Origin of the sequence: Paractinoplanes ferrugineus (assembly GCF_016862195.1) — a bacterium.
GTDB classification, from domain to species: Bacteria; Actinomycetota; Actinomycetes; order Mycobacteriales; family Micromonosporaceae; genus Actinoplanes; species Actinoplanes ferrugineus.
In genome coordinates this window covers 55,099-72,788 of sequence record NZ_BOMM01000029.1, presented here as the reverse complement: position 1 = coordinate 72,788, position 17,690 = coordinate 55,099, and the positions used below count along the sequence as shown (strand labels likewise).

Here is a 17,690-nt window from a genome sequence, read left to right as displayed (position 1 = left end):
GCCCGGGCCCGGACCGGCCGGCAGTGGTCAGCCGAGGGCGAACGACGGGTGCGGCGGCTGGTTGTAGGCGGTGTTCTGCCAGGCCACCGCCTCGCGGTACATCCGGTCCTGCATCAGCGAGGGGCGCGAGATGCTCGTCGGGTCGGTCGTCGAGTAGATCCGCAGCGCCCGGTTGTCGGTGGTCGGCCAGATGACCTCCTCGCGCCAGTCACCCAGGATGTCGGCCTGCAGCGACGGCGTCGACTTGGTGCCGTTGTTGGAGTGCACGCCGCTCGCGGTCAGCAGCCGGGTGTCGGCGCTGGTGCCGTACTTGTCGATGTGGGTGCCGTCGAGCAGCTCCCGCTGGGCGTCGCCGTCCCACCAGATGACGAAGTTGGCGCTCGACGGCTTGCGGCCGATGTTCTGCCCGGACGTGTTGAACAGCCCGGACACGCCGGACGACCAGGACTCGGCCCCGGGGCTGCCGGCGTAGATGTCGTCGGAGACGCCACGGCCGTTGTCGCAGCCGCAGGACGCGTTGGACCAGATGATCGAGCCGGTACGGGCGTCGGCCATCCAGGCGGCCAGTTTCGAGGTGTCCTCGTCGACCTTGAAGACCTCGAGGCCGGCGCGGCCGGGGATGAGGTCGCCGACGTGGTAGGCGTCCCCGTGCCCCTGGCCGTTGCGCCACAGGCCGGCGCCGTTGTCGTCGACGGCCATCGCCCCGTACAGGATCTCGTCCCGGCCGTCGCCGTCGACGTCGGCGACCGAGAGCTGGTGGTTGCCCTGCCCGGTCCACGCGGAGCCGTTGGTCGACGAGTTGCTGTCGAAGGTCCACTTGCGGGTCAGGGTCCCGTTGCGGAAGTCCCAGGCCGAGACGGTGCTGCGGGTGTAATAACCACGCGCCGTGATCAACGACGGAGCGGACCCGTTGAGGTACGCCGTGCCGGCCAGGAACCGGTCGACCCGGTTGCCGTACGAGTCGCCCCAGCTCGACACGGAGCCCCGGGCCACCACGTAGTCGACCGTCGACATCGCCCGGCCGGTCTGTCCGTTGAACATCGTCAGGTACTCGGGACCGGACAGCACGTACCCGGCGGAGTTGCGGTAGTCGGCGGACGAACTGCCGATCACCGCGCCGGTGCCGTCCCGGGTGCCGTCGGCGGTCTTCAGGGCGACCTCGGCCCGTCCGTCGCCGTCGTAGTCGAACACCTGGAACTGGGTGTAGTGCGCGCCGGCCCGGATGTTGCGGCCGAGGTCGAGGCGCCACAGCCGGGTGCCGTTGAGCTTGTACGCGTCGATGAAGACGTTGCCGGTGTAGCCGGACTGCGAGTTGTCCTTGGCGTTCGACGGGTCCCACTTGAGGACGATCTCGTAGGAGCCGTCGCCGTCCAGGTCACCGACCGAGGCGTCGTTGGCCGCGTAGGTGTAGGCGACGCCGTCCGGGGTGGTGCCGCCGGCCGGGATCTGGATCGGGACGTCCTGGTAGGCGGCGGCGAGCGCGGTCACCGGGGCGGCCGCCAGCGCCGTCGTCCCGGCCGGCCGGACGGTGTAGGTCGCACCCACGGCGCCGCCCGCGTCGGTGTAGTTCGTCCGGGCGGTCGTGGCGATCCTGGTGGCACCGCGGTAGACGTCGTACGTCGTCCCGGCCCGGTCCGAGCTCAGCTGCCGCCAGGACAGGAAGTTGGCGCTGCCGGTGCGCAGGCTGATGAGCCCGCGGTCGAGGTTCTCGGTGGTGGTCGTGGCCGGCGCGGCGGCTCGGGCGGGCTCGGTGGCCGCCCTCGCCACGGCGGCGGTGGATCCGACGACGGCGAGGACGGCCGCGGCGGCGAACGCGGTCTTGGCACGTTTCATTCGAGGTCTCTCCTACTCGGTGGTGGGTAGGCAAGCGCTTTCCCCGGAAGCTAGTCGCCAAATTGAGACATGTCTATGTCTTTGCGTCCTTCGGTGGGCGCGGAGCCGCTTGATCTGATAGGCGTAGGGGGTGGCTAACGCTCTGGTGGTCCGTGGAGGGTGGGAAGGGCATCGGCCGATCGAGGCCACGTCGCTCTTCGTACCGTTCCTGACCGACAACGGATTCGACGTCCGAATCTCCGACTCAACCGCCGCCTACCTCGATCTGTCCGGAGTCGACCTGGTCGTGCAGTGCGTGACCATGTCCACGATCACCCGCGAGGAACTGGCCGGGTTGCGCTCGGCGGTCGCCGCCGGGACGGGATTCACCGGCTGGCACGGCGGCATCGCCGACTCGTTCCGCGCCTCCGCCGACTATCTGCAGCTGGTCGGCGGCCAGTTCGCGACCCATCCGAGCCGGGAACCGGGGGAGTGCCGCGGGGGCGAGACGGACAACTTCCTGCGCCACTCGGTGGAGATCACCGACCTCGGGCGCGAGCACCCGATCACGGCCGGCCTCGCCGACTTCGACCTGCGGACCGAGCAGTACTGGGTGCTGCACGACGACCTCATCGACGTGCTCGCCACCACCACCCACCCGGTGCGGCCGTGGCACCCGTGGCATCGCCCGATCACCTCGCCGGCCATCTGGACCAGGCAGTGGGGTGCGGGCCGGATCGTCGTCACCACCCCCGGCCACAGCCTCGACGTCCTCGAGGACCCCAACGTGCGTACCGTCATCGAAAGGGGCATGCTGTGGGCGAGCCGCACCGCGTCGGCATCGTAGGCGCCGGCTGGATCTCCGGCGCATACCTGGAGACGCTGCGTGACCACCCCCGCGTGACCATCGCCGCGGTGGCCGACCTCGACGCCGCGCGCGCCGAGTCGGTCGCCGCCGGCATCGTCGGCTGCCGCGCCGTCGGGGTCGACGAACTGCTGCGCGACGACGCCGTCGAGACGGTGCTCAACCTGACGGTGCCCGCCGCCCACGCCTCGGTCGCGCTGGGCGCGATCAGCCACGGCAAGCAGGTGTACGGCGAGAAGCCGCTCGCCGCCGACATGCCCGCCGCGCGTTCCCTCATCGACCGGGCCGCCGCCGCTGAGGTGCGGGTCGGCTGCGCCCCCGACACGGTCCTCGGCACCGGCGTGCAGACCGCCCGCGCCGCCGTCGACACCGGCCTGATCGGCCGCCCGCTGTCCGCGGTGGCCGTGATGGCGACAGCGGGCCACGAGCGCTGGCACCACAATCCCGACTTCTACTACCTGCCCGGCGGCGGCCCGCTGCTCGACATGGGGCCGTACTACATCTCGGCCCTGGTCCACCTGCTCGGCCCGATCGTGTCGGTCACCGGCGCGGCGTCCCGGCTGCGCCCGTCCCGCGTCATCGGCTCCGGCGCGCGAGCGGGCGAGCAGATCCCGGTGCTGACCGACACCCACGTCACCGGTGTCCTGCACCACGCGAACGGCGCTCTGTCCACCATCACCACCAGCTTCGACGCGGTCCGCACCACCGCCGCCCCGATCGAGGTCCACGGCGAGGCCGGCACCCTGGCCGTCCCCGACCCCAACCACTTCACCGGCGACGTACGCCTGTTCGAGCTCGGCGGCTCCGACTGGCAGACGCTGGAACCGTCCGCCGGCTACCTGACCGCCACCCGGGGCATCGGCCTGCTCGACATGCTCTCGGCCCCGGCTTCCGCCGCCGGTTCGACCTCGGTCCCGCGCGCCAGCGGCTCCTTGGCCCTGCACGTCCTGGACGCGATGACGTCACTGCTGCAGTCGGCCGAGGAGGGGCGCCGACTCGAGCTGACCACGACCACCGACCGCCCCGACCCGGTCCCGCTGACCACGGCCGAGACCTGGCAGACCGCGACGTAACCGCACTGCCTGCCGCCTGCCGCCTGCAGCGCTGCCGCGCTGCGCCTGCCGCCTGGCACGCTGCCGCGGGGGCGCCTTTGCCGCCTGGCACGCTGTCGGGGGGCGCCTTGCCGCCTGGCCCGCTGCCGGGTGGCGCCGGCTGGGTGACAGCGGCCGGGTGGCGCGCTGCCGCGGGGTGGCGGCGGCCGGGTGGCGCCGGGTCAGCGCACCAGCAACGCGGTCAGCAGGTCGGTCAGCCGGGCCCGGGCGGCGGGCAGGTCGCCGTCGAGCAGCAGCTGGATCGTGACGCCGTCGTAGGCCGCCACCACCGCGTGGGCGGCCGCCGGCACGTCGGCGACGCCGGCCGGGAGCGCCAACCGGCCGCGTACACCCAGCAGCCGGGCCTCGATCGCGCCGCGCAACTGGTCGCGGTGCCCGGCGAGGCGGCCGGCGACCTCGGGGCGGCGGGCCGCGTACAGCAGGAAGTCGGTCTTCACCAGCAACCAGTCGCGGTCGAGCAGCAGGGTGGCGGCGGTGCGGGCGATCACGGCGTGGATCGACGGCTCGATCGGGGCGGACTCGTCCGCCCGTAGCGCATCGGCCACCTGGGTCGCGATCATCGCCGCGCGCTCGTCGTAGAGGGCGAAGAACAGCTCGTCGAGAGTGGCGAAGTTGGAGTAGAACGCGCCGCGGGTGTAACCAGCCTCGGCGCAGACGTCGTCGATGCGGGCCGGGCCGAACCCCTTCGCGGCGAACACCCGGAACGCGGCCGCCAGCAGCCGCGCGCGGGTCTCGGCCCGCCGTTTCGTCATCCGCACTCGTCGCACTCTATCCAATTCAAAGCTGAATCCGATACATTCCTGAATCGTGAATGCGGACGTCATCGTCGTCGGCGCCGGCCTCGCCGGTCTGGCCGCCACCCATGAGCTCGTCACCGCCGGCAAGCGGGTGGCCCTGGTCGATCAGGAGAACGCGGCCAACCTCGGCGGCCAGGCGTTCTGGTCGTTCGGCGGCCTGTTCCTGGTCGACACCCCCGAGCAGCGTCGCCTCGGCGTGCGCGACTCGGTCGAGCTGGCCTGGTCCGACTGGCTGGGCAGCGCCCAGTTCGACCGGCTCGGCGACGAGGACGCGTGGGGCCACCAGTGGGCCCGCGCCTATGTCGAGTTCGCCGCCGGGGAGAAGCGTGCCTGGCTCAAGTCGCTCGGCATGAGCTGGCTGCCGACCGTCGGCTGGGCCGAGCGGGGCAGCCTGCGCGCCGACGGCCACGGCAACAGCGTCCCGCGCTTCCACGTCACCTGGGGCACCGGCACCGGCGTGGTGGCCCCGTTCGTCGCCTCGGTGCTGCGGGCGGCCGACGAGGGGCTGGTCACGTTCCATCACCGGCACCGGGTCGACGAGCTGATCGTGACGGCGGGCGCCGTCACCGGCGTACGCGGAAAAGTCCTTGCCCCGGACAGCGCGCCTCGCGGCGTCCCGTCCAACCGCGACGAGCTCGCGGATTTCCAATTGACCGCGCCGGCGGTGGTCGTGACCAGCGGTGGCATCGGCGGCAACCACGAGATGGTCCGCGAGTTCTGGCCGTCCTCGCTGGGCGTCCCGCCGACGAACATGATCACCGGCGTGCCCGCCTACGTGGACGGCCGCCTGCTGGCGATCTCCGACGCGGCCGGCGCGCGGCTGGTCAACCGCGACCGGATGTGGCACTACACCGAGGGCATCCGCAACTGGGACCCGATCTGGCCCGGCCACGGCATCCGCATCCTGCCCGCCCCGTCGTCGATGTGGTTCGACGCGCTCGGTCGCCGCCTGCCCGATCCGTGCCTGCCCGGTTACGACACCATGAGCACGCTGCGTCACCTGCGCACGACCCCGGACATCGCGGCGTACGACCATTCCTGGTTCATCCTGACCCAGAAGATCATCCGCAAGGAGTTCGCGCTGTCCGGCTCCGAGCAGAACCCGGACATCACCGCCTCGGACCGCCGGGCCTTCGTGCGCACCCGCATCCTGGGCAAACAGGCGCCGCCCCCGGTGGAGGCGTTCAAGCGCAACGGTGCCGACTTCGTGGTGGCGTCGTCGCTGGAGGAACTCGTCGCCGGCATGAACAAGCTGACCGACGAGCCGCTGCTGGACCCGGCCGGGATCCGCCGCCAGGTCGAGTCACGCGACCTGCAGATCACCAACCCGTACAGCAAGGATTCCCAGATCCAGGGCATCCACAACTCGCGGCGCTACCGGGGCGACCGGATCGGGCGCACCGTCGCCCCGCACCGCTTCCTCGATCCGTCCGCCGGCCCGCTGATCGGCATCAAGCTGCACATCCTCACGCGCAAGACGCTCGGCGGCATCCAGACCGACCTCGAGTCGCGGGCGCTGTCGGCGTCCGGCGAGCCGATCCCCGGCCTGTTCGCCGCGGGTGAGGTGGCCGGCTTCGGCGGCGGCGGCGTGCACGGCTACAACGCGCTGGAGGGCACGTTCCTCGGCGGCTGCCTCTTCAGCGGCCGGGCCGCCGGCCGAGCACTGGCCCGCTCCCTGTAGGACCGCTGCGGGTCAGGGCAACGACCAACGCTCGTTCGCGCGGCCGTTGCATTCCGTCACCGTCACGCCCGTACCGTTGGTAGCGCCGCTTGCCGGATCGGTGAGGCACTTGCCGTTCGAGCCGTTGATCAGCAGTTGGCCGGACACCCGCCACTGCGCGGTCTGCCGCCCGTCGCAGCCGGTGATGTGGACGGTGCCGTCGCCGACGATCAGCGCGCACATGCCCTGAACCCGCAGCGTGCCGTCGGTGGCCAGGGTCCATCGCTGGGCGCCGCTGCCGTTGCACTTGACGACCTGCACGTGGTTGAACTCGAACGCGACCCCACCGTCGAGGTCGAGGCACAGGCCGTTCTGCCCGCGGATCGCCCCGGTGCTGGCGACCGACGGCCGTTCGGGCGCCACCGCGTTACCGGGTGCGATCGCCGACTTGCCGCCCTCGACTGTCGCGGTGACACCGGGTGATGCCGGTGCGGAGGAAGGCTTCGCGCTGGTCGCGCTCGCCGACGCGCTCGCGCTGCGTCGTTCCGATTTGCGGGGTACGGGCGAGGAGGTGACTGGCGCCGGACTCGGCCGCAACGACGGAACCAGCCCGGTCAGTGCCGGGATCGGCGCCTCCGGCAGGGTGCTCGACGCGGACGGCCGGCCGCCCGCGCGCAGATGCGTCACGGCCGCCGCGGTCGCTCCGATCAGGACCAGCGCGCAGGCGAGGAACAGGACCAGCACCCGGCGCTGGGTCACCCGGCGCCGTGGCTTGTCCGGCAGCAACAGCACGGCCGTCCGGTCGTCGACACCTTCCAGGGCGCGATGCGACCGGACCTCGCGCGTGGTCGCCGCCGGCCACGTCTGGATGGACGCGTCACCGTCGCCGGTATGCGCGTCCCCTCGCAGGTAGGGCCGGACGAGAAGCGGGTCGCGCTCCTCGTCGTGGTCGCCGTCCGTCACGAATCACCCGCCGCCATCGAGCTTGTCAGAGACGATCGACCGCCCAACTTACCCGCGTATCCATCGATCACGCCTATGACGGAACGTCGGACTTTTCCTCCCCGGTGGCTGCCGCGGGCTGGACCGACCAGGCTGGCCAGCGGCGATGGACGATCGGTCGGGAAAACGGCACCGACCGGCCGCAACGAATCTGCACCACGACGGCGAACCGAGAAGATCCGCCCCGAACCTACCTTTCTGATCATCCGGGACATCAGCGGTGCCGGGTTCTCAGGAGGGCACGCATGGCGTCGTTCACCACCCGTCTGCTCGCGGCCGGTGCCGCCGGCCTGGCGCTGGCCGGGACGCTCATCACCCCGTCCCCCGTCGCCGCCGCCCCGTCCCCGCTCGGCGCCGGCACGGTGCGCGCCGACGCCGGTTCGCTCCCGGCCGGAATCGGTTCGTCCCCGGCTGGGATCGGCACCTCTGCGGCCGGAATCGGCACGTCTGCGGCCGGCACCGGTCCGGTGGAGCGGCGCCGGGTCGACTCGGTCGTGACACCGAAACTGAGCTGGTATTCCTGCTACGGCTGGGGCCAGTGCGCGACGGCGAAGGTCCCGCTCGACTACGACCGGCCGGACGGCGAGAAGATCAGCGTCGCGCTGCTGCGGGTCCGCGCACGCGACCAGAAGAACCGCATCGGCAGCCTGTTCGTCAACCCGGGCGGGCCCGGGGGTTCCGGTGTCTCGATGGCGCTGGCCGCCCCGTACTTCCTGAGCGAAGCCCTCCTGGACCGCTTCGACGTCGTCGGCATGGACCCGCGCGGCATCGGCTTCAGCGACCGGGTCACCTGCTTCGCGGACGCCGGCCGGCAGGCGCCGGTGACGGCGAAGCTCGGCATCGGTTTCCCGTGGGGCGCCGCCGAGGAGAAGTCCTACCTCAAGGCCGCCGGTCAGGAGGCCCGCGCCTGCTCGACCACCGGTCGTGCGCTGGCCGGCGCCATGTCGACCGCCGAGGTGGCCCGCGACCTGGACGTGATGCGCCGCGCCGTCGGCGACAGCAAGCTCACCTACCTCGGCTTCAGTTACGGCACCGCCCTCGGTCAGTACTACGCCAACATGTTCCCCGACCGGTTCCGGGCCATCGTGGTCGACGGCGTGATCGACCCGCGTGCCTGGGTGGGCACCGCATCGACGGCCGGCCGGATCCAGGACGACCGCCTGCACTCGGCCGACGGCGCCTACCGGGCCCTCGCCGAGATCCTGCGCCGCTGCTCGGCGGCCGGGAGCACGAAGTGCGCGTTCAGCGCGAAGCCGATGGAGAACTTCCGGGTGCTCGCCGAGCGTCTGAAGAACAAGCCGCTGACCGTCGACGGCGTGACCGTCACCTACGCGGCCTTCATCGGCGTGGTGCTCGGCGCGCTCTACGAGCCGACCGCGGGCGCCGAGGTCACCGGCATCGCGGCCGACCTGTTCGAGCTGACCACGCCCGGCCACGTCCCCGGCAAGGACTCGCTCGCGGTCACCGGCACCGAGATCCGCCGTCTGATGAAGCAGGCCGAGGGCCGGGCGTTCCCCTACGACAACTCGTTCGACGCCTACTCCGCCGTGATGTGCACCGACGGCCGCCACCCCGCGCACGGCACGTCCTGGCCGCGCGCCGCCGCCCGCGCCGACCAGCGCGCACCGTACTTCGGTCGCGCCTGGGCCTGGGCAAGCGCCCAGTGCGCCGCCGACAAGTGGACGGTCCGCGACGAGGACGCCTACACCGGCCCGTTCAACCGACACACCAAGCACCCCCTCCTGATCGTCGGCAGCCTCTGGGACCCGGCCACCAACTACGCCGACGCCGTGTCGTCGTCGAAGCTGCTGCCGGACAGCCGCCTGCTGTCCAGCGACAACTGGGGCCACACCGCCTACGGCACGTCCGCCTGCGCCACCGGAATCACCGACCGCTACCTGCTCTACCGCGCCCTGCCCGCCAAGGGCACCACCTGTGTCGGCGACGCCCAGCCGTTCCGTGTCCCCCTGGACAGTGCGACCGAGCAGTCCGCGGACACCTTCGACCTGGCCACCGCGTCCCCGGCCGAGATCGCCGCCCACGGCCTGCCGTCCACCGACTCCCCGAAGCAGCTCCCGCCCGTCCGCTGACCCACCAAGCCGGCCCGGATGCCCGCTCCCGCGAGGGGCGGGCATCCGGCCTTTCCGCTCAGCGTTTCCAGAACGCCTTGCGGGGCGAGCCGCCACCACCCCCGCCCTGCGCCGGGCCGCTGTCGCCGCCGAAGGAGGTCAGCACCTCCAGCGCCTTGGCCCACTTCTCGTCGAGCGTGGCGTCGCCGGCCAGGAACGTGATCAGCTGCTGCAGGGGGGTGAACTCCTCGTCGGACAGCGGGCCCACCAGGACCTCGAGTCGGCTGTGCAGGTCGTCGAGCAGGTCGCGGCGCTCGTAGGCGGCCAGCCCGGCGGCGTCGCGCAGCCGCACCGCCTCGGTGGCCACGATCTCGCGCACCTGCTCGGCAGTCAGGGCCGCGCCCGCCGGGACGGCCATCTTGCCGGCCCGCATCATCGACGGGACGTTGGCAAAGCCCACCGGGCCCCGGGAACGGGCGGCCTCGGCCCGTGGCGGAGCGAACCGGGCCGGACCGCCGGGTGCCGGCGCCGCCATCGGGGCGGGCGGCACCGAGGCCACCGCGCTCATCCGCAGCAGCGCCGGGGCGACGTCGCCGGCGCCGGCCCAGCCCGACGGCATCTCGACCGGCTGGGTGACCCGGCGGTTCCGGCCGCCCTCGTTGACGACCCGGCTGTCGACCGCCACGAACGCGGTGAACCGGCACAGCACCCCGTAACGCCGGGACGTCGCGACGATGCGCTGCTCGAGACTGTGGTCCCCGGCGGCGTAGGCGTCCTCCAGATCGCGCAGCCGGGCCCGCGCCCACTGGGCCACGACCGCCGGCTCGGCGCGCTCGTGCACCTCGACGGTGGTGCGGAACTCCTGGTCGTCACGGGTGCGCCCGACCACGGTGAGCCGGCCGCCGGGTTTGCCGGAGAACCGGCCGGCGATCACGAGCGGCACACCCGGGTAGAGGCCGGGCAGCCGGGCCGGGGTGCGCTCGTCGTCGATCAGGCGCAGACCGTCGGCCTCCACCCGCAGGTCGGTGACGACCGGCGCGCCGATGCGCCGGTGGATGTGCTCCATCGCCTCGTCGAGCCGGTCCTCGCTCTCCACCAGCTCGGCCCGGCCGGCGCCGAGCGCCGCCAGCCGGCCCAGGAAGCCGGCGTTGACCGCCCGGTCGATGCCGATCGTGTGCACCCGGGTCGGTCCGATCAGTTGGGTGACCTCGTGCACGATCTGGTCCTCGTTGCCCACCTGACCGTCGGTGACCAGCACCAGCACCCGGTCCCGGCCCTCGCTGTCCCGCAGCAGGCCGAGACCCTCGGTCAGCGGCGCGAGCAGCTCGGTGCCGCCACGCGCCCCGGCGCGGGCCAGATGCTCCACCGCGCGGAACCGGTTGCGGTCGCTCGCCTCGGCCAGGCCCGCGCCGAGGTCTTCCGGGCGGTCGATCTGGTGGTCGAACGTGAGCACCGCGAACCGGTCGGCGGACGTGAGCGTGTCGATGACCCGGGCCGCGGCCCGGCGGGCGGCCACCATCTTCCAGCCGCCCATGCTGCCGGAGCGGTCGAGCAGCAGCACCACGTCCTTCGGGCGGGGCGTGGCCGCGCTCTCCGGCGGCAGCACGACCAGCTGGTAGACGCCCTCGGGCTCCTCGGCCGTCTCGTCGGGCACGGCGATCGCCGTCTCGGTGCCGCCCGCGTAGCCGATGCGCAGCACGAAGTCGCGGTCGGCGCGCTCACCGGGCGCGATGCTCAGCGTGCCGTCGGAGCCGGTGACGGTGTGCAGGCTGGATCGCACGTCGCCGAGGGTGAGGCCGGCCGGGTCGACGCTGACGCCGATCGACAGGCGCAACGGGTTGGGGAAGCCCGGCAGCAGCACCGGGGGAGTGATGCGGGACGCGTCGGGAACCGCATCGGTGTCGGGCGCCGTGCCGTCGCCCACCCACGGTCCGGGCAGCGGGGTGCCGGGCACGTAGCGGGGCGCCACCACCAGCGGGAACCGGAACGTGGCCGCACCGTCCTCGAACGGCAGCGGCCCGACCAGGCTGAGCTCGAGCACGACCCGCTCGCCGGGCCGGATGTTGCCGACCCGCATGGTGAACACGTCGGGCCGCTCCTCCTCGGCGATCGACGCCCGCTGGCCGGCCTCGATCGCCCGGTCGTACGCCTCCCGGGCCGCGCCGCGCTCCTGCAGCTCGGCCTCGACGGTGCGGTCGTCGGCGGTCATCGTCAGCCCGGTGACCGCGGCCCGGTCGGGCAGCGGGAACACATAGGTGGCCTCGAGCGCGGTGTCGTGCACGTTGACGAACTCGGTCACCACCACGGTGCGGGCGACCAGGCCGCTGACCCGGGCGCGCACGTCGAGCCGGTCGAGCGGCAGGTTGCCCCGGTCGGTGCGCAGGTTGCCGAAACCGGCGTCGGGCAGGATGCGGATGCGGTCGAGTTCGGCCGGGCTCATCGGAGTGACGGACAAGGTCATGCGGGACTCCCATCGATAAGGCCACGGGCCTCGAGCAGGTGGAGCAGCGGTGCGGCGGCCACGGCGATCTCGTCGCGGTCGGTGTCGGTGGCGGGGTGGGGGAGCAGCAGGACGGCGCCGCCGCCGAGCGCGACGCCGTGCACGGGGGTGACGGCCGGCGGGATCGGCGGGGCGGCCGGCCTGGCCGGGGCGTCCGAACCGGCCGGGGTGGCGGAGGCAGCCGGGGTGGCGGAGGCAGCCGGGGTGGCGGAGGCGGCTGGGTTGGTGGAGGCGGCCGGGGCCGCCGGGGAGGCGCCGGCGGCGGTCCCGGCGACCGGGCGGTCGGCCCAGAAACGAGGGCGCGGCGAGGCGGGCTCGGGCGGGCCGGCGGGGTCGTCGGCGGGGGACAGGAGCTGATCCGGCACCCGGGAGGCGTCGGACAACTGCTCGGGGCTTAGCCAGACGAAGTCCGCCTGGATCTGGGCGAGGCTGCGGCCCTCGGCCTGCCAGCGTTTGATCGCCACCAGTTGCTGCAGGTGGCGCGGACCGTAGAGCGCGGTGCGCCCGCGCATGCCGAGCGGGCGGTCGACCAGGCCGATCGTCGTATACCAACGGATGGCCCGGCGGTCGGGCACCTCCCGGACACGGCCGTTGGGCGCGCCCGGATATTCGGCGCCCGGATATTCGGCCGCCAGGGCCTGGCGCACCCGCTCCACCAACTCGTCCATCGTCCACACGCTTACGAGCTTGACACTGTCATCGTGACAGTGTCAATGTCTGGGGGCGAAACGAGCGAAGGGACAGCGATGGGCATCGAGCGACAGCGGCAGCGACTGATCAGTCTGTCCCACCTCAACGACCCGGCCACCACAAGCGTCTTCCCCGGTGACCCCCCGTTCGAACTCGAGACGGTCGCCACCGTCGAGAAAGACGGTTATTACCTGCGGTTCGTCCGGGAGGGGGAGCACACCGGCACCCACTGGGGCGCGCCCGGCCACTTCAACGCGGGCGAGGCCCTCGCCGACGAGCTCGACCTGGGCAACCTGTTCCTGCCGGCGGTGCGCATCGATGTGCGGGAGAGGTGCGCCCGCGATGCCGACTACCAGGTCACGACCGACGACATCAGGTCGTGGGAGGAGCGCCACGGCCGCATCCCCGACGAGTCCATGGTGATCATCTGGACCGGGTGGGATGCGAGGTGGGGCACCGCCGCCTATGCCAATCTCGACGCCGACGGGGTGGTGCATCAGCCGGGTTTCGCCCTGGAGACGGTGCGCTGGCTGGCCGACACCGGGCGGATCGGCCACCGCGGCGGCACCGGCACCGACACGTTCGGTCCCGACGTGGGCATCGATCGCGGCTATGCCGTGTCACGGCTGGTCTATCAGCGCCACCGGGTCAGCCTGGAGATCCTTGCCAACCTGGCGGCGCTCCCGCCCACCGGCGCCCACATCCTCTGCGGCGGCACCCTCAACCGCGCAGGCTCCGGCTCCACCGCGCTGATCTACGGCATCCTCCCACCGCGTTGATCTACGGCATCCTCCCGCCGCCCGGCTGAAGGGCGCCGTTCACGACGAGGCGATAGGGAGCATATTGCGCGAGCTTCTCGGTCGGTTCGTCGTAGGCGATGATGGCCACGACCCGGGGGTAGGACTTGACCTCGGCCCACTTCGCGATCGGCACCAGGCGGGCCCGCTTGCCGTCGATGCCGACCAGCGTCGCGTGCCAGGCGTGCACCGGGGTCGGCACGATCATGCTGGGGGAGCGCCATCCGGCAAGCGTGCTGCCGTCGTTGAGCACCTTGCCGTCGAGGGTGATCCGGCCGATCCGCCAGCCGCCCTTGTTCACCGCGCCGTCGCTGACATAGCGCAGGCACAACAGCACCTTCTTGCCGGCGTAGGCGCTGAGGTCGTAACCGGCGGTCACCACCGCGCCGCCGGTGCCGCTGGTGCCGGTCAGTCCGGGTCCGAGCGGGCCCTTGGTGGTGCGGTCACCCGCCAGCGGGAGGTAGGACCGGCCGCCGTCGGTGGAGACGGAGACGTAAGCGAAGTCGTAACCGTTCTCGATGCCGAAGGACGTCTCGAGTTTCAGCGTCGGGAACTTGACCGACGGCACGGTGACCGGCAGGACGGCCTGCGAATCGAGGTTCAGCTGGTTGCCGGAGAACAGGGTCCCGTCGGCGATCGTCCAGCCGGTCGGCAGCGCCGGCAGGTTCTTGGCGCCGGCGAAGGTCACCGAGGTCAGCGGGGTCGGCAGCGGCACGTAATCGGCGCCGTTGGGGGCGGCCCCGGGCATGTCGTAGGCGGTCGGGTTGTCGAGGTTGACGGTGGACCGCAGGCCCGCCGACGTCACCCGCTTCAGCGGTACGCCGGTCATCTTCCCGCCGGGCTCGCCGACGAACTTGTCCACCAGCGTCATGGTCTGGAAATCGTGCAGCACATCGGCGAGTTGCGTGCCGGCGGGCAGGACGGCCTGCACGCCGGCGAGGCCGCGGTGGGTGCCGTCGCGGTGCAGCTCCGTGATGGTGGACAGGCCGAATCGGTCGGCCAGGTAGATCAGGAACGAGTAGGCGATGCCGTAATCGGCGAGCACCTCGGTGGGTGCGCCCTCGTCCCACAGGTTCAGCGAGTTCTGCGGGCCGCCGCAGAGCCGCGGATTGGCGTTGTACTTCGTCTTCACCAGGCCGAAACCCTGGTAGCAGACGATGTGGTTGTCGTTGCCCCAGTCGTCGACGGTGGCGCGGGCGTCCACATAGCCGACGAGCGTCTGGGCGAAGTCCGCCAGGCCCTCGTTGACCCACTTGGCCTCGTTCGGTTCGATGTAGTACTCGAGCAGGTGCTGCCACTCGTGGGCGAAGGTGGCGTCGTACATCCGCGGGCGGGCCGGCCGGCTGGTGCACAGGTCGTCGGACGGGTCGTCGGCCGGGTAGGCGCCCAGCCGGTGCTTCCAGTCGTAGGCGTCGATCGTCATCACGTTGCGGTCGAACAGCTCGTTGAGCTGCGCCGAGAAGAAACCGGCGATGTAGGTGACGGCCGCCGGGAAGTGGAAGTAGTTCTCGTCGCGGATGTTGTCGACCAGCGTGACCGTCTTGTCGCCGTCGCCGGAGTAGTCGCCGGGGCGCCGCGGGTTGCTGCCGTCGCGGTCGGGCGGCGTGCTGAAGGTGGCCGTCTCCTTCGGATAGATCCGGTTGTCGAAATCGCGGACCAGGTCGGCGATCTGCTTGTCGCCGACCACCACCGAGTTCTTGCGGCAGTCGGCGGCCGGGAAGGCGATGTCGTCGGCCACCCACACCTCGATGTGTTTGCCGACCGCCCGCAACTTGTAGTTCTTCGGGTAGAGGTTGCCGGTCGTGTCGTCGAGGCCGAGCCACTCCCGGGACGTGCCGACCGGGGGCGTACGGGCCCGGGGGTTGCGCTCCGTGGGCGGATGGGGTGCGGCCGTGCGGCCCCGGGGAGTGCGTGCCGCGGGTTCCGGGCGCTGATACCGGGGATGGTCGGGCAGTGGTTTGCCGTCGAGAGTGAAGTGGGTCCGGTCGAGTTCGCGGACGTCGGTCGCCGAGCGGTCCGAAGCCGCGGCGGCGGACACCGGCGACGTCATCGGCGGCGACGCCAACGGCGCGAGCAGGGTGACCACGGCAAAAGTTACATTTCGGACGCGCTCCATGAAATTGGACGCTACCCGGCCGGTGACCGCCGGGGTGCCGACACGCGCTACTCGAACAGTGAGTGGTCGGCGCCGCCCTCGGCCCGGCGGCGCGCCCGTCGCCGCAGCTGCACCACCACCATGTCGACCACGGCGGCCAGGGCCCAAGCGGCGAGCAGCCAGCCGGGCACCGTCCAGCCCCGGCTGAACAGCCAGCCGGACAGCAGCGCGCAGACGACGAAGCCGAACGCGGCGAGCGCCAGACGCAGATTGAGCGCGCTGTACGGCTCGTCGACGGTGCCGTCCCGGCCGGGCGGCTGGGCTCCGATGGGCATGTCCGGCGCGTACCCCCGGGTCTCGGCGGCAAACCCTCAGCGGGCCGGCGACAGGGGCCAGAGTGGTTCCGGCGCCAGCCGTTCCGTCTCGCGCAGCACGCGCAGGATGTTGCGCCCGGTGAGCTTGTCGAGGTCGGCCTGCGGCCAGCCCCGGCCGGCCAGTTCGTCGAGCAGCCGCGGATAGCCGGAGACGTCGGTCAGCCCGACCGGCAGGTCGGTCGTGCCGTCGAAGTCGCCGCCCAGCCCGACGTGGTCCACCCCGGCCACCTCACGGGCGTGCTCCACGTGGTCCGCGACCTGGGCGACCGTCACCTCCGGTCGCGGGTTGGCGGTGAGCCACGGCTGGAAGGCGGGCTCGCGCAACGGATCGCCGGCCGGCCAGTTGCGCACCGCCGCCGGATCCTCGGCCGGCCGGGGCGCACGGGGCCACCACTGCACCTCGGGCAGCCCCAGCCGCTTCCACTCGGCGTTGCCGGCCGCGAACCAGTCGCGGTAGTCGGCCGAGATGAACGGCGCCACGAAGGTCAGCTGGATCACGCCGCCGTTGTCGCGCAAGCGGACCAGCACGTCGTCGGGCACGTTGCGGGGATGGTCGTGCCGGGCCCGGGCCCCGGAATGGCTGAAGATCACCGGGGCGAACGCGGTGTCGAGGGCCGCGTGCATCGTGCCGGTGGCCACGTGCGAGAGGTCGACGAGCATGCCGATCCGCTGCATCTCGCGCACCACCGCGCGGCCGTCGTCGTTGAGGCCACCGACCGCCGGTTCGAGCGCCGCCGAGTCGGCCCAGGAGGTGTGGTGGTTGTGGGTCAGCGTCATGTAACGGACACCGAGGCGGCCGAAGCCGCGCAGCACCCCGAGCGAGGTCGCGATGCTGTGCCCGCCCTCGATGCCGATCAGCGACGCGATCCGGCCCTCGCCGATGATCCGCTCGACGTCGTCGGCGCTGTAGGCGATCGCGAGGTCGGCGGGATAGGCCGCCACCATCCGGTAGACGGCGTCGATCTGTTCCATCGTGGCCACCACGGCGTCCGGCTCGGAAAGGTCGGACGGCACGTACACCGACCAGAACTGCCCGCCCACCCGCCCGGCCCGCAACCGGGGCAGCGTGGTCTGCACCCCGTCCCGGTCCTGATCGAGTCCCTCCACCCGGTAGCCGAACCGGCCCCGCAACTGCATGGGCAGGTCGTTGTGGCCGTCGATGATCAGCGTCATGTGGTCTAGCGTTGCAGACCATGCGCCTTACCGTACTGCTGGCCGCCACCATCACGACCGGGATGATGGCGGGACTCTTCTACGCGTACTCGATCTCGGTGATGCCCGCGCTGCGCGGCGCCGACGCCGCCGTCCTCGTCGAGGTGATGCAGCGCATCAACCGGGCCATCACCAACGGCTGGTTCTTCCTGTGCTTCGCGGGGGCGCTGGTCTTCTCGGCGGCCGCCACGGTGCTGTACGCGATCGACGGCCCGGCCGAGGTGCTGCTGCCGACCGCGATCGGCCTGGTTCTCTACGCCGGTCAGCTGGTGCTGACCGCGGGGCTGCACATTCCGCTGAACAACGCTCTGGAGGCGGCCGGCTCGGCCGATCCGGCGGCGGCGAGGCGGGCGTTCGAGCCGCGCTGGGTCCGGTGGAATCACGCCCGGACTCTGTTGTGCACCGGATCGTTCGTGTCGCTCTGCGGGGCGCTGGCGCAAGTGTGAACGGTTGGGGCGCAAGGGATCGGGACAACCGGGCAGAAAGGTCAGGGGGCTCCCCACGACGCCTGTCGTTCCGTAGTGTCAGCACTTGGTCGCTGTTGAGAGCGGCTCCGGGCGCCACGGCGACTCAGCGCGCCGCAGGCTGTCGAAGGGAGACCCACCATGGCCAAGAAGGACAAGAAGGACAAGAAGAAGGACAAGAAGAGCAAGAAGAAGAAGTAGCTCTTCCTGCTCGGCAAGCGCGCGGGCTGTTCCGGACCGG

General features: G+C 71.9%; 14 protein-coding genes. 6 read left to right on the top strand and 8 right to left on the bottom strand.

The window, feature by feature from the left end:
- Positions 1 to 27: 27 nt before the first annotated feature.
- On the bottom strand, positions 28 to 1,833 hold the full coding sequence (locus tag Afe05nite_RS16535; RefSeq protein ID WP_203817996.1) for a rhamnogalacturonan lyase: 1,806 nt from the start codon (positions 1,831 to 1,833) through the stop codon (positions 28 to 30).
- A gap of 130 nt (positions 1,834 to 1,963) precedes the next feature.
- Here Afe05nite_RS16535 and Afe05nite_RS16530 point away from each other — a divergent pair, with 130 nt between their 5' ends.
- Entirely contained in the window at positions 1,964 to 2,659 is a 696-nt protein-coding gene (locus Afe05nite_RS16530) for a ThuA domain-containing protein (RefSeq protein WP_239117880.1), read from the top strand.
- The gene (locus tag Afe05nite_RS16525) at positions 2,629 to 3,750 is read left to right on the top strand and encodes a Gfo/Idh/MocA family protein (RefSeq protein ID WP_203817995.1); all 1,122 of its coding nucleotides are present in this window, start codon (positions 2,629 to 2,631) and stop codon (positions 3,748 to 3,750) included. The genes Afe05nite_RS16530 and Afe05nite_RS16525 overlap by 31 nt, the downstream gene beginning before the upstream one ends.
- Positions 3,751 to 3,950: 200 nt before the next feature.
- On the opposite strand, the gene Afe05nite_RS16520 is transcribed toward Afe05nite_RS16525, so the two are convergent.
- Positions 3,951 to 4,541 (bottom strand): TetR/AcrR family transcriptional regulator, encoded by a 591-nt coding sequence (locus Afe05nite_RS16520; RefSeq protein WP_239117879.1) that lies wholly within the window; start codon positions 4,539 to 4,541, stop codon positions 3,951 to 3,953.
- 55 nt (positions 4,542 to 4,596) lie between these two features.
- Here Afe05nite_RS16520 and Afe05nite_RS16515 point away from each other — a divergent pair, with 55 nt between their 5' ends.
- On the top strand, positions 4,597 to 6,267 hold the full coding sequence (locus Afe05nite_RS16515) for an FAD-binding dehydrogenase (protein ID WP_203817993.1): 1,671 nt from the start codon (positions 4,597 to 4,599) through the stop codon (positions 6,265 to 6,267).
- A gap of 12 nt (positions 6,268 to 6,279) precedes the next feature.
- Here the strand turns inward: Afe05nite_RS16515 and Afe05nite_RS16510 are convergent, their stop codons facing one another.
- Entirely contained in the window at positions 6,280 to 7,209 is a 930-nt protein-coding gene (locus tag Afe05nite_RS16510; RefSeq protein WP_203817992.1) for a ricin-type beta-trefoil lectin domain protein, read from the bottom strand.
- 284 nt (positions 7,210 to 7,493) lie between these two features.
- On the opposite strand from Afe05nite_RS16510, the gene Afe05nite_RS16505 reads away from it, so the two are divergent.
- On the top strand, positions 7,494 to 9,338 hold the full coding sequence (locus tag Afe05nite_RS16505; RefSeq protein WP_203817991.1) for an alpha/beta fold hydrolase: 1,845 nt from the start codon (positions 7,494 to 7,496) through the stop codon (positions 9,336 to 9,338).
- Between the two features lie 58 nt (positions 9,339 to 9,396).
- On the opposite strand, the gene Afe05nite_RS16500 is transcribed toward Afe05nite_RS16505, so the two are convergent.
- A complete protein-coding gene (locus Afe05nite_RS16500) occupies positions 9,397 to 11,778 on the bottom strand; it encodes a VIT domain-containing protein (RefSeq protein ID WP_203817990.1) in 2,382 nt (793 codons plus the stop codon).
- Positions 11,775 to 12,485: a MerR family transcriptional regulator gene (locus Afe05nite_RS16495; RefSeq protein ID WP_239117878.1), complete on the bottom strand. Its 711-nt coding sequence runs from the start codon at positions 12,483 to 12,485 to the stop codon at positions 11,775 to 11,777. Before Afe05nite_RS16495 ends, Afe05nite_RS16500 begins: the two co-directional genes overlap by 4 nt.
- A 78-nt stretch (positions 12,486 to 12,563) precedes the next feature.
- On the opposite strand from Afe05nite_RS16495, the gene Afe05nite_RS16490 reads away from it, so the two are divergent.
- Positions 12,564 to 13,286 (top strand): cyclase family protein, encoded by a 723-nt coding sequence (locus Afe05nite_RS16490; RefSeq protein WP_239117877.1) that lies wholly within the window; start codon positions 12,564 to 12,566, stop codon positions 13,284 to 13,286.
- Between the two features lies 1 nt (position 13,287).
- Here Afe05nite_RS16490 and Afe05nite_RS16485 read toward each other — a convergent pair whose 3' ends face one another.
- The 3 genes from Afe05nite_RS16485 to Afe05nite_RS16475 are packed head-to-tail and all read right to left on the bottom strand — an operon-like array spanning position 13,288 to position 16,946.
- Positions 13,288 to 15,420 (bottom strand): M6 family metallopeptidase, encoded by a 2,133-nt coding sequence (locus tag Afe05nite_RS16485; protein WP_239117876.1) that lies wholly within the window; start codon positions 15,418 to 15,420, stop codon positions 13,288 to 13,290.
- Positions 15,421 to 15,467: 47 nt separating this feature from the next.
- On the bottom strand, positions 15,468 to 15,734 hold the full coding sequence (locus Afe05nite_RS16480) for a hypothetical protein (RefSeq protein WP_203817987.1): 267 nt from the start codon (positions 15,732 to 15,734) through the stop codon (positions 15,468 to 15,470).
- Positions 15,735 to 15,770: 36 nt separating this feature from the next.
- Positions 15,771 to 16,946, bottom strand: a complete 1,176-nt coding sequence (locus tag Afe05nite_RS16475; protein ID WP_203817986.1) for a dipeptidase — start codon at positions 16,944 to 16,946, stop codon at positions 15,771 to 15,773.
- Between the two features lie 20 nt (positions 16,947 to 16,966).
- Here Afe05nite_RS16475 and Afe05nite_RS16470 point away from each other — a divergent pair, with 20 nt between their 5' ends.
- Complete coding sequence (locus tag Afe05nite_RS16470) at positions 16,967 to 17,431, top strand: anthrone oxygenase family protein (RefSeq protein ID WP_203817985.1); 465 nt, start codon at positions 16,967 to 16,969, stop codon at positions 17,429 to 17,431.
- The last annotated feature ends 259 nt before the right edge of the window (positions 17,432 to 17,690 follow it).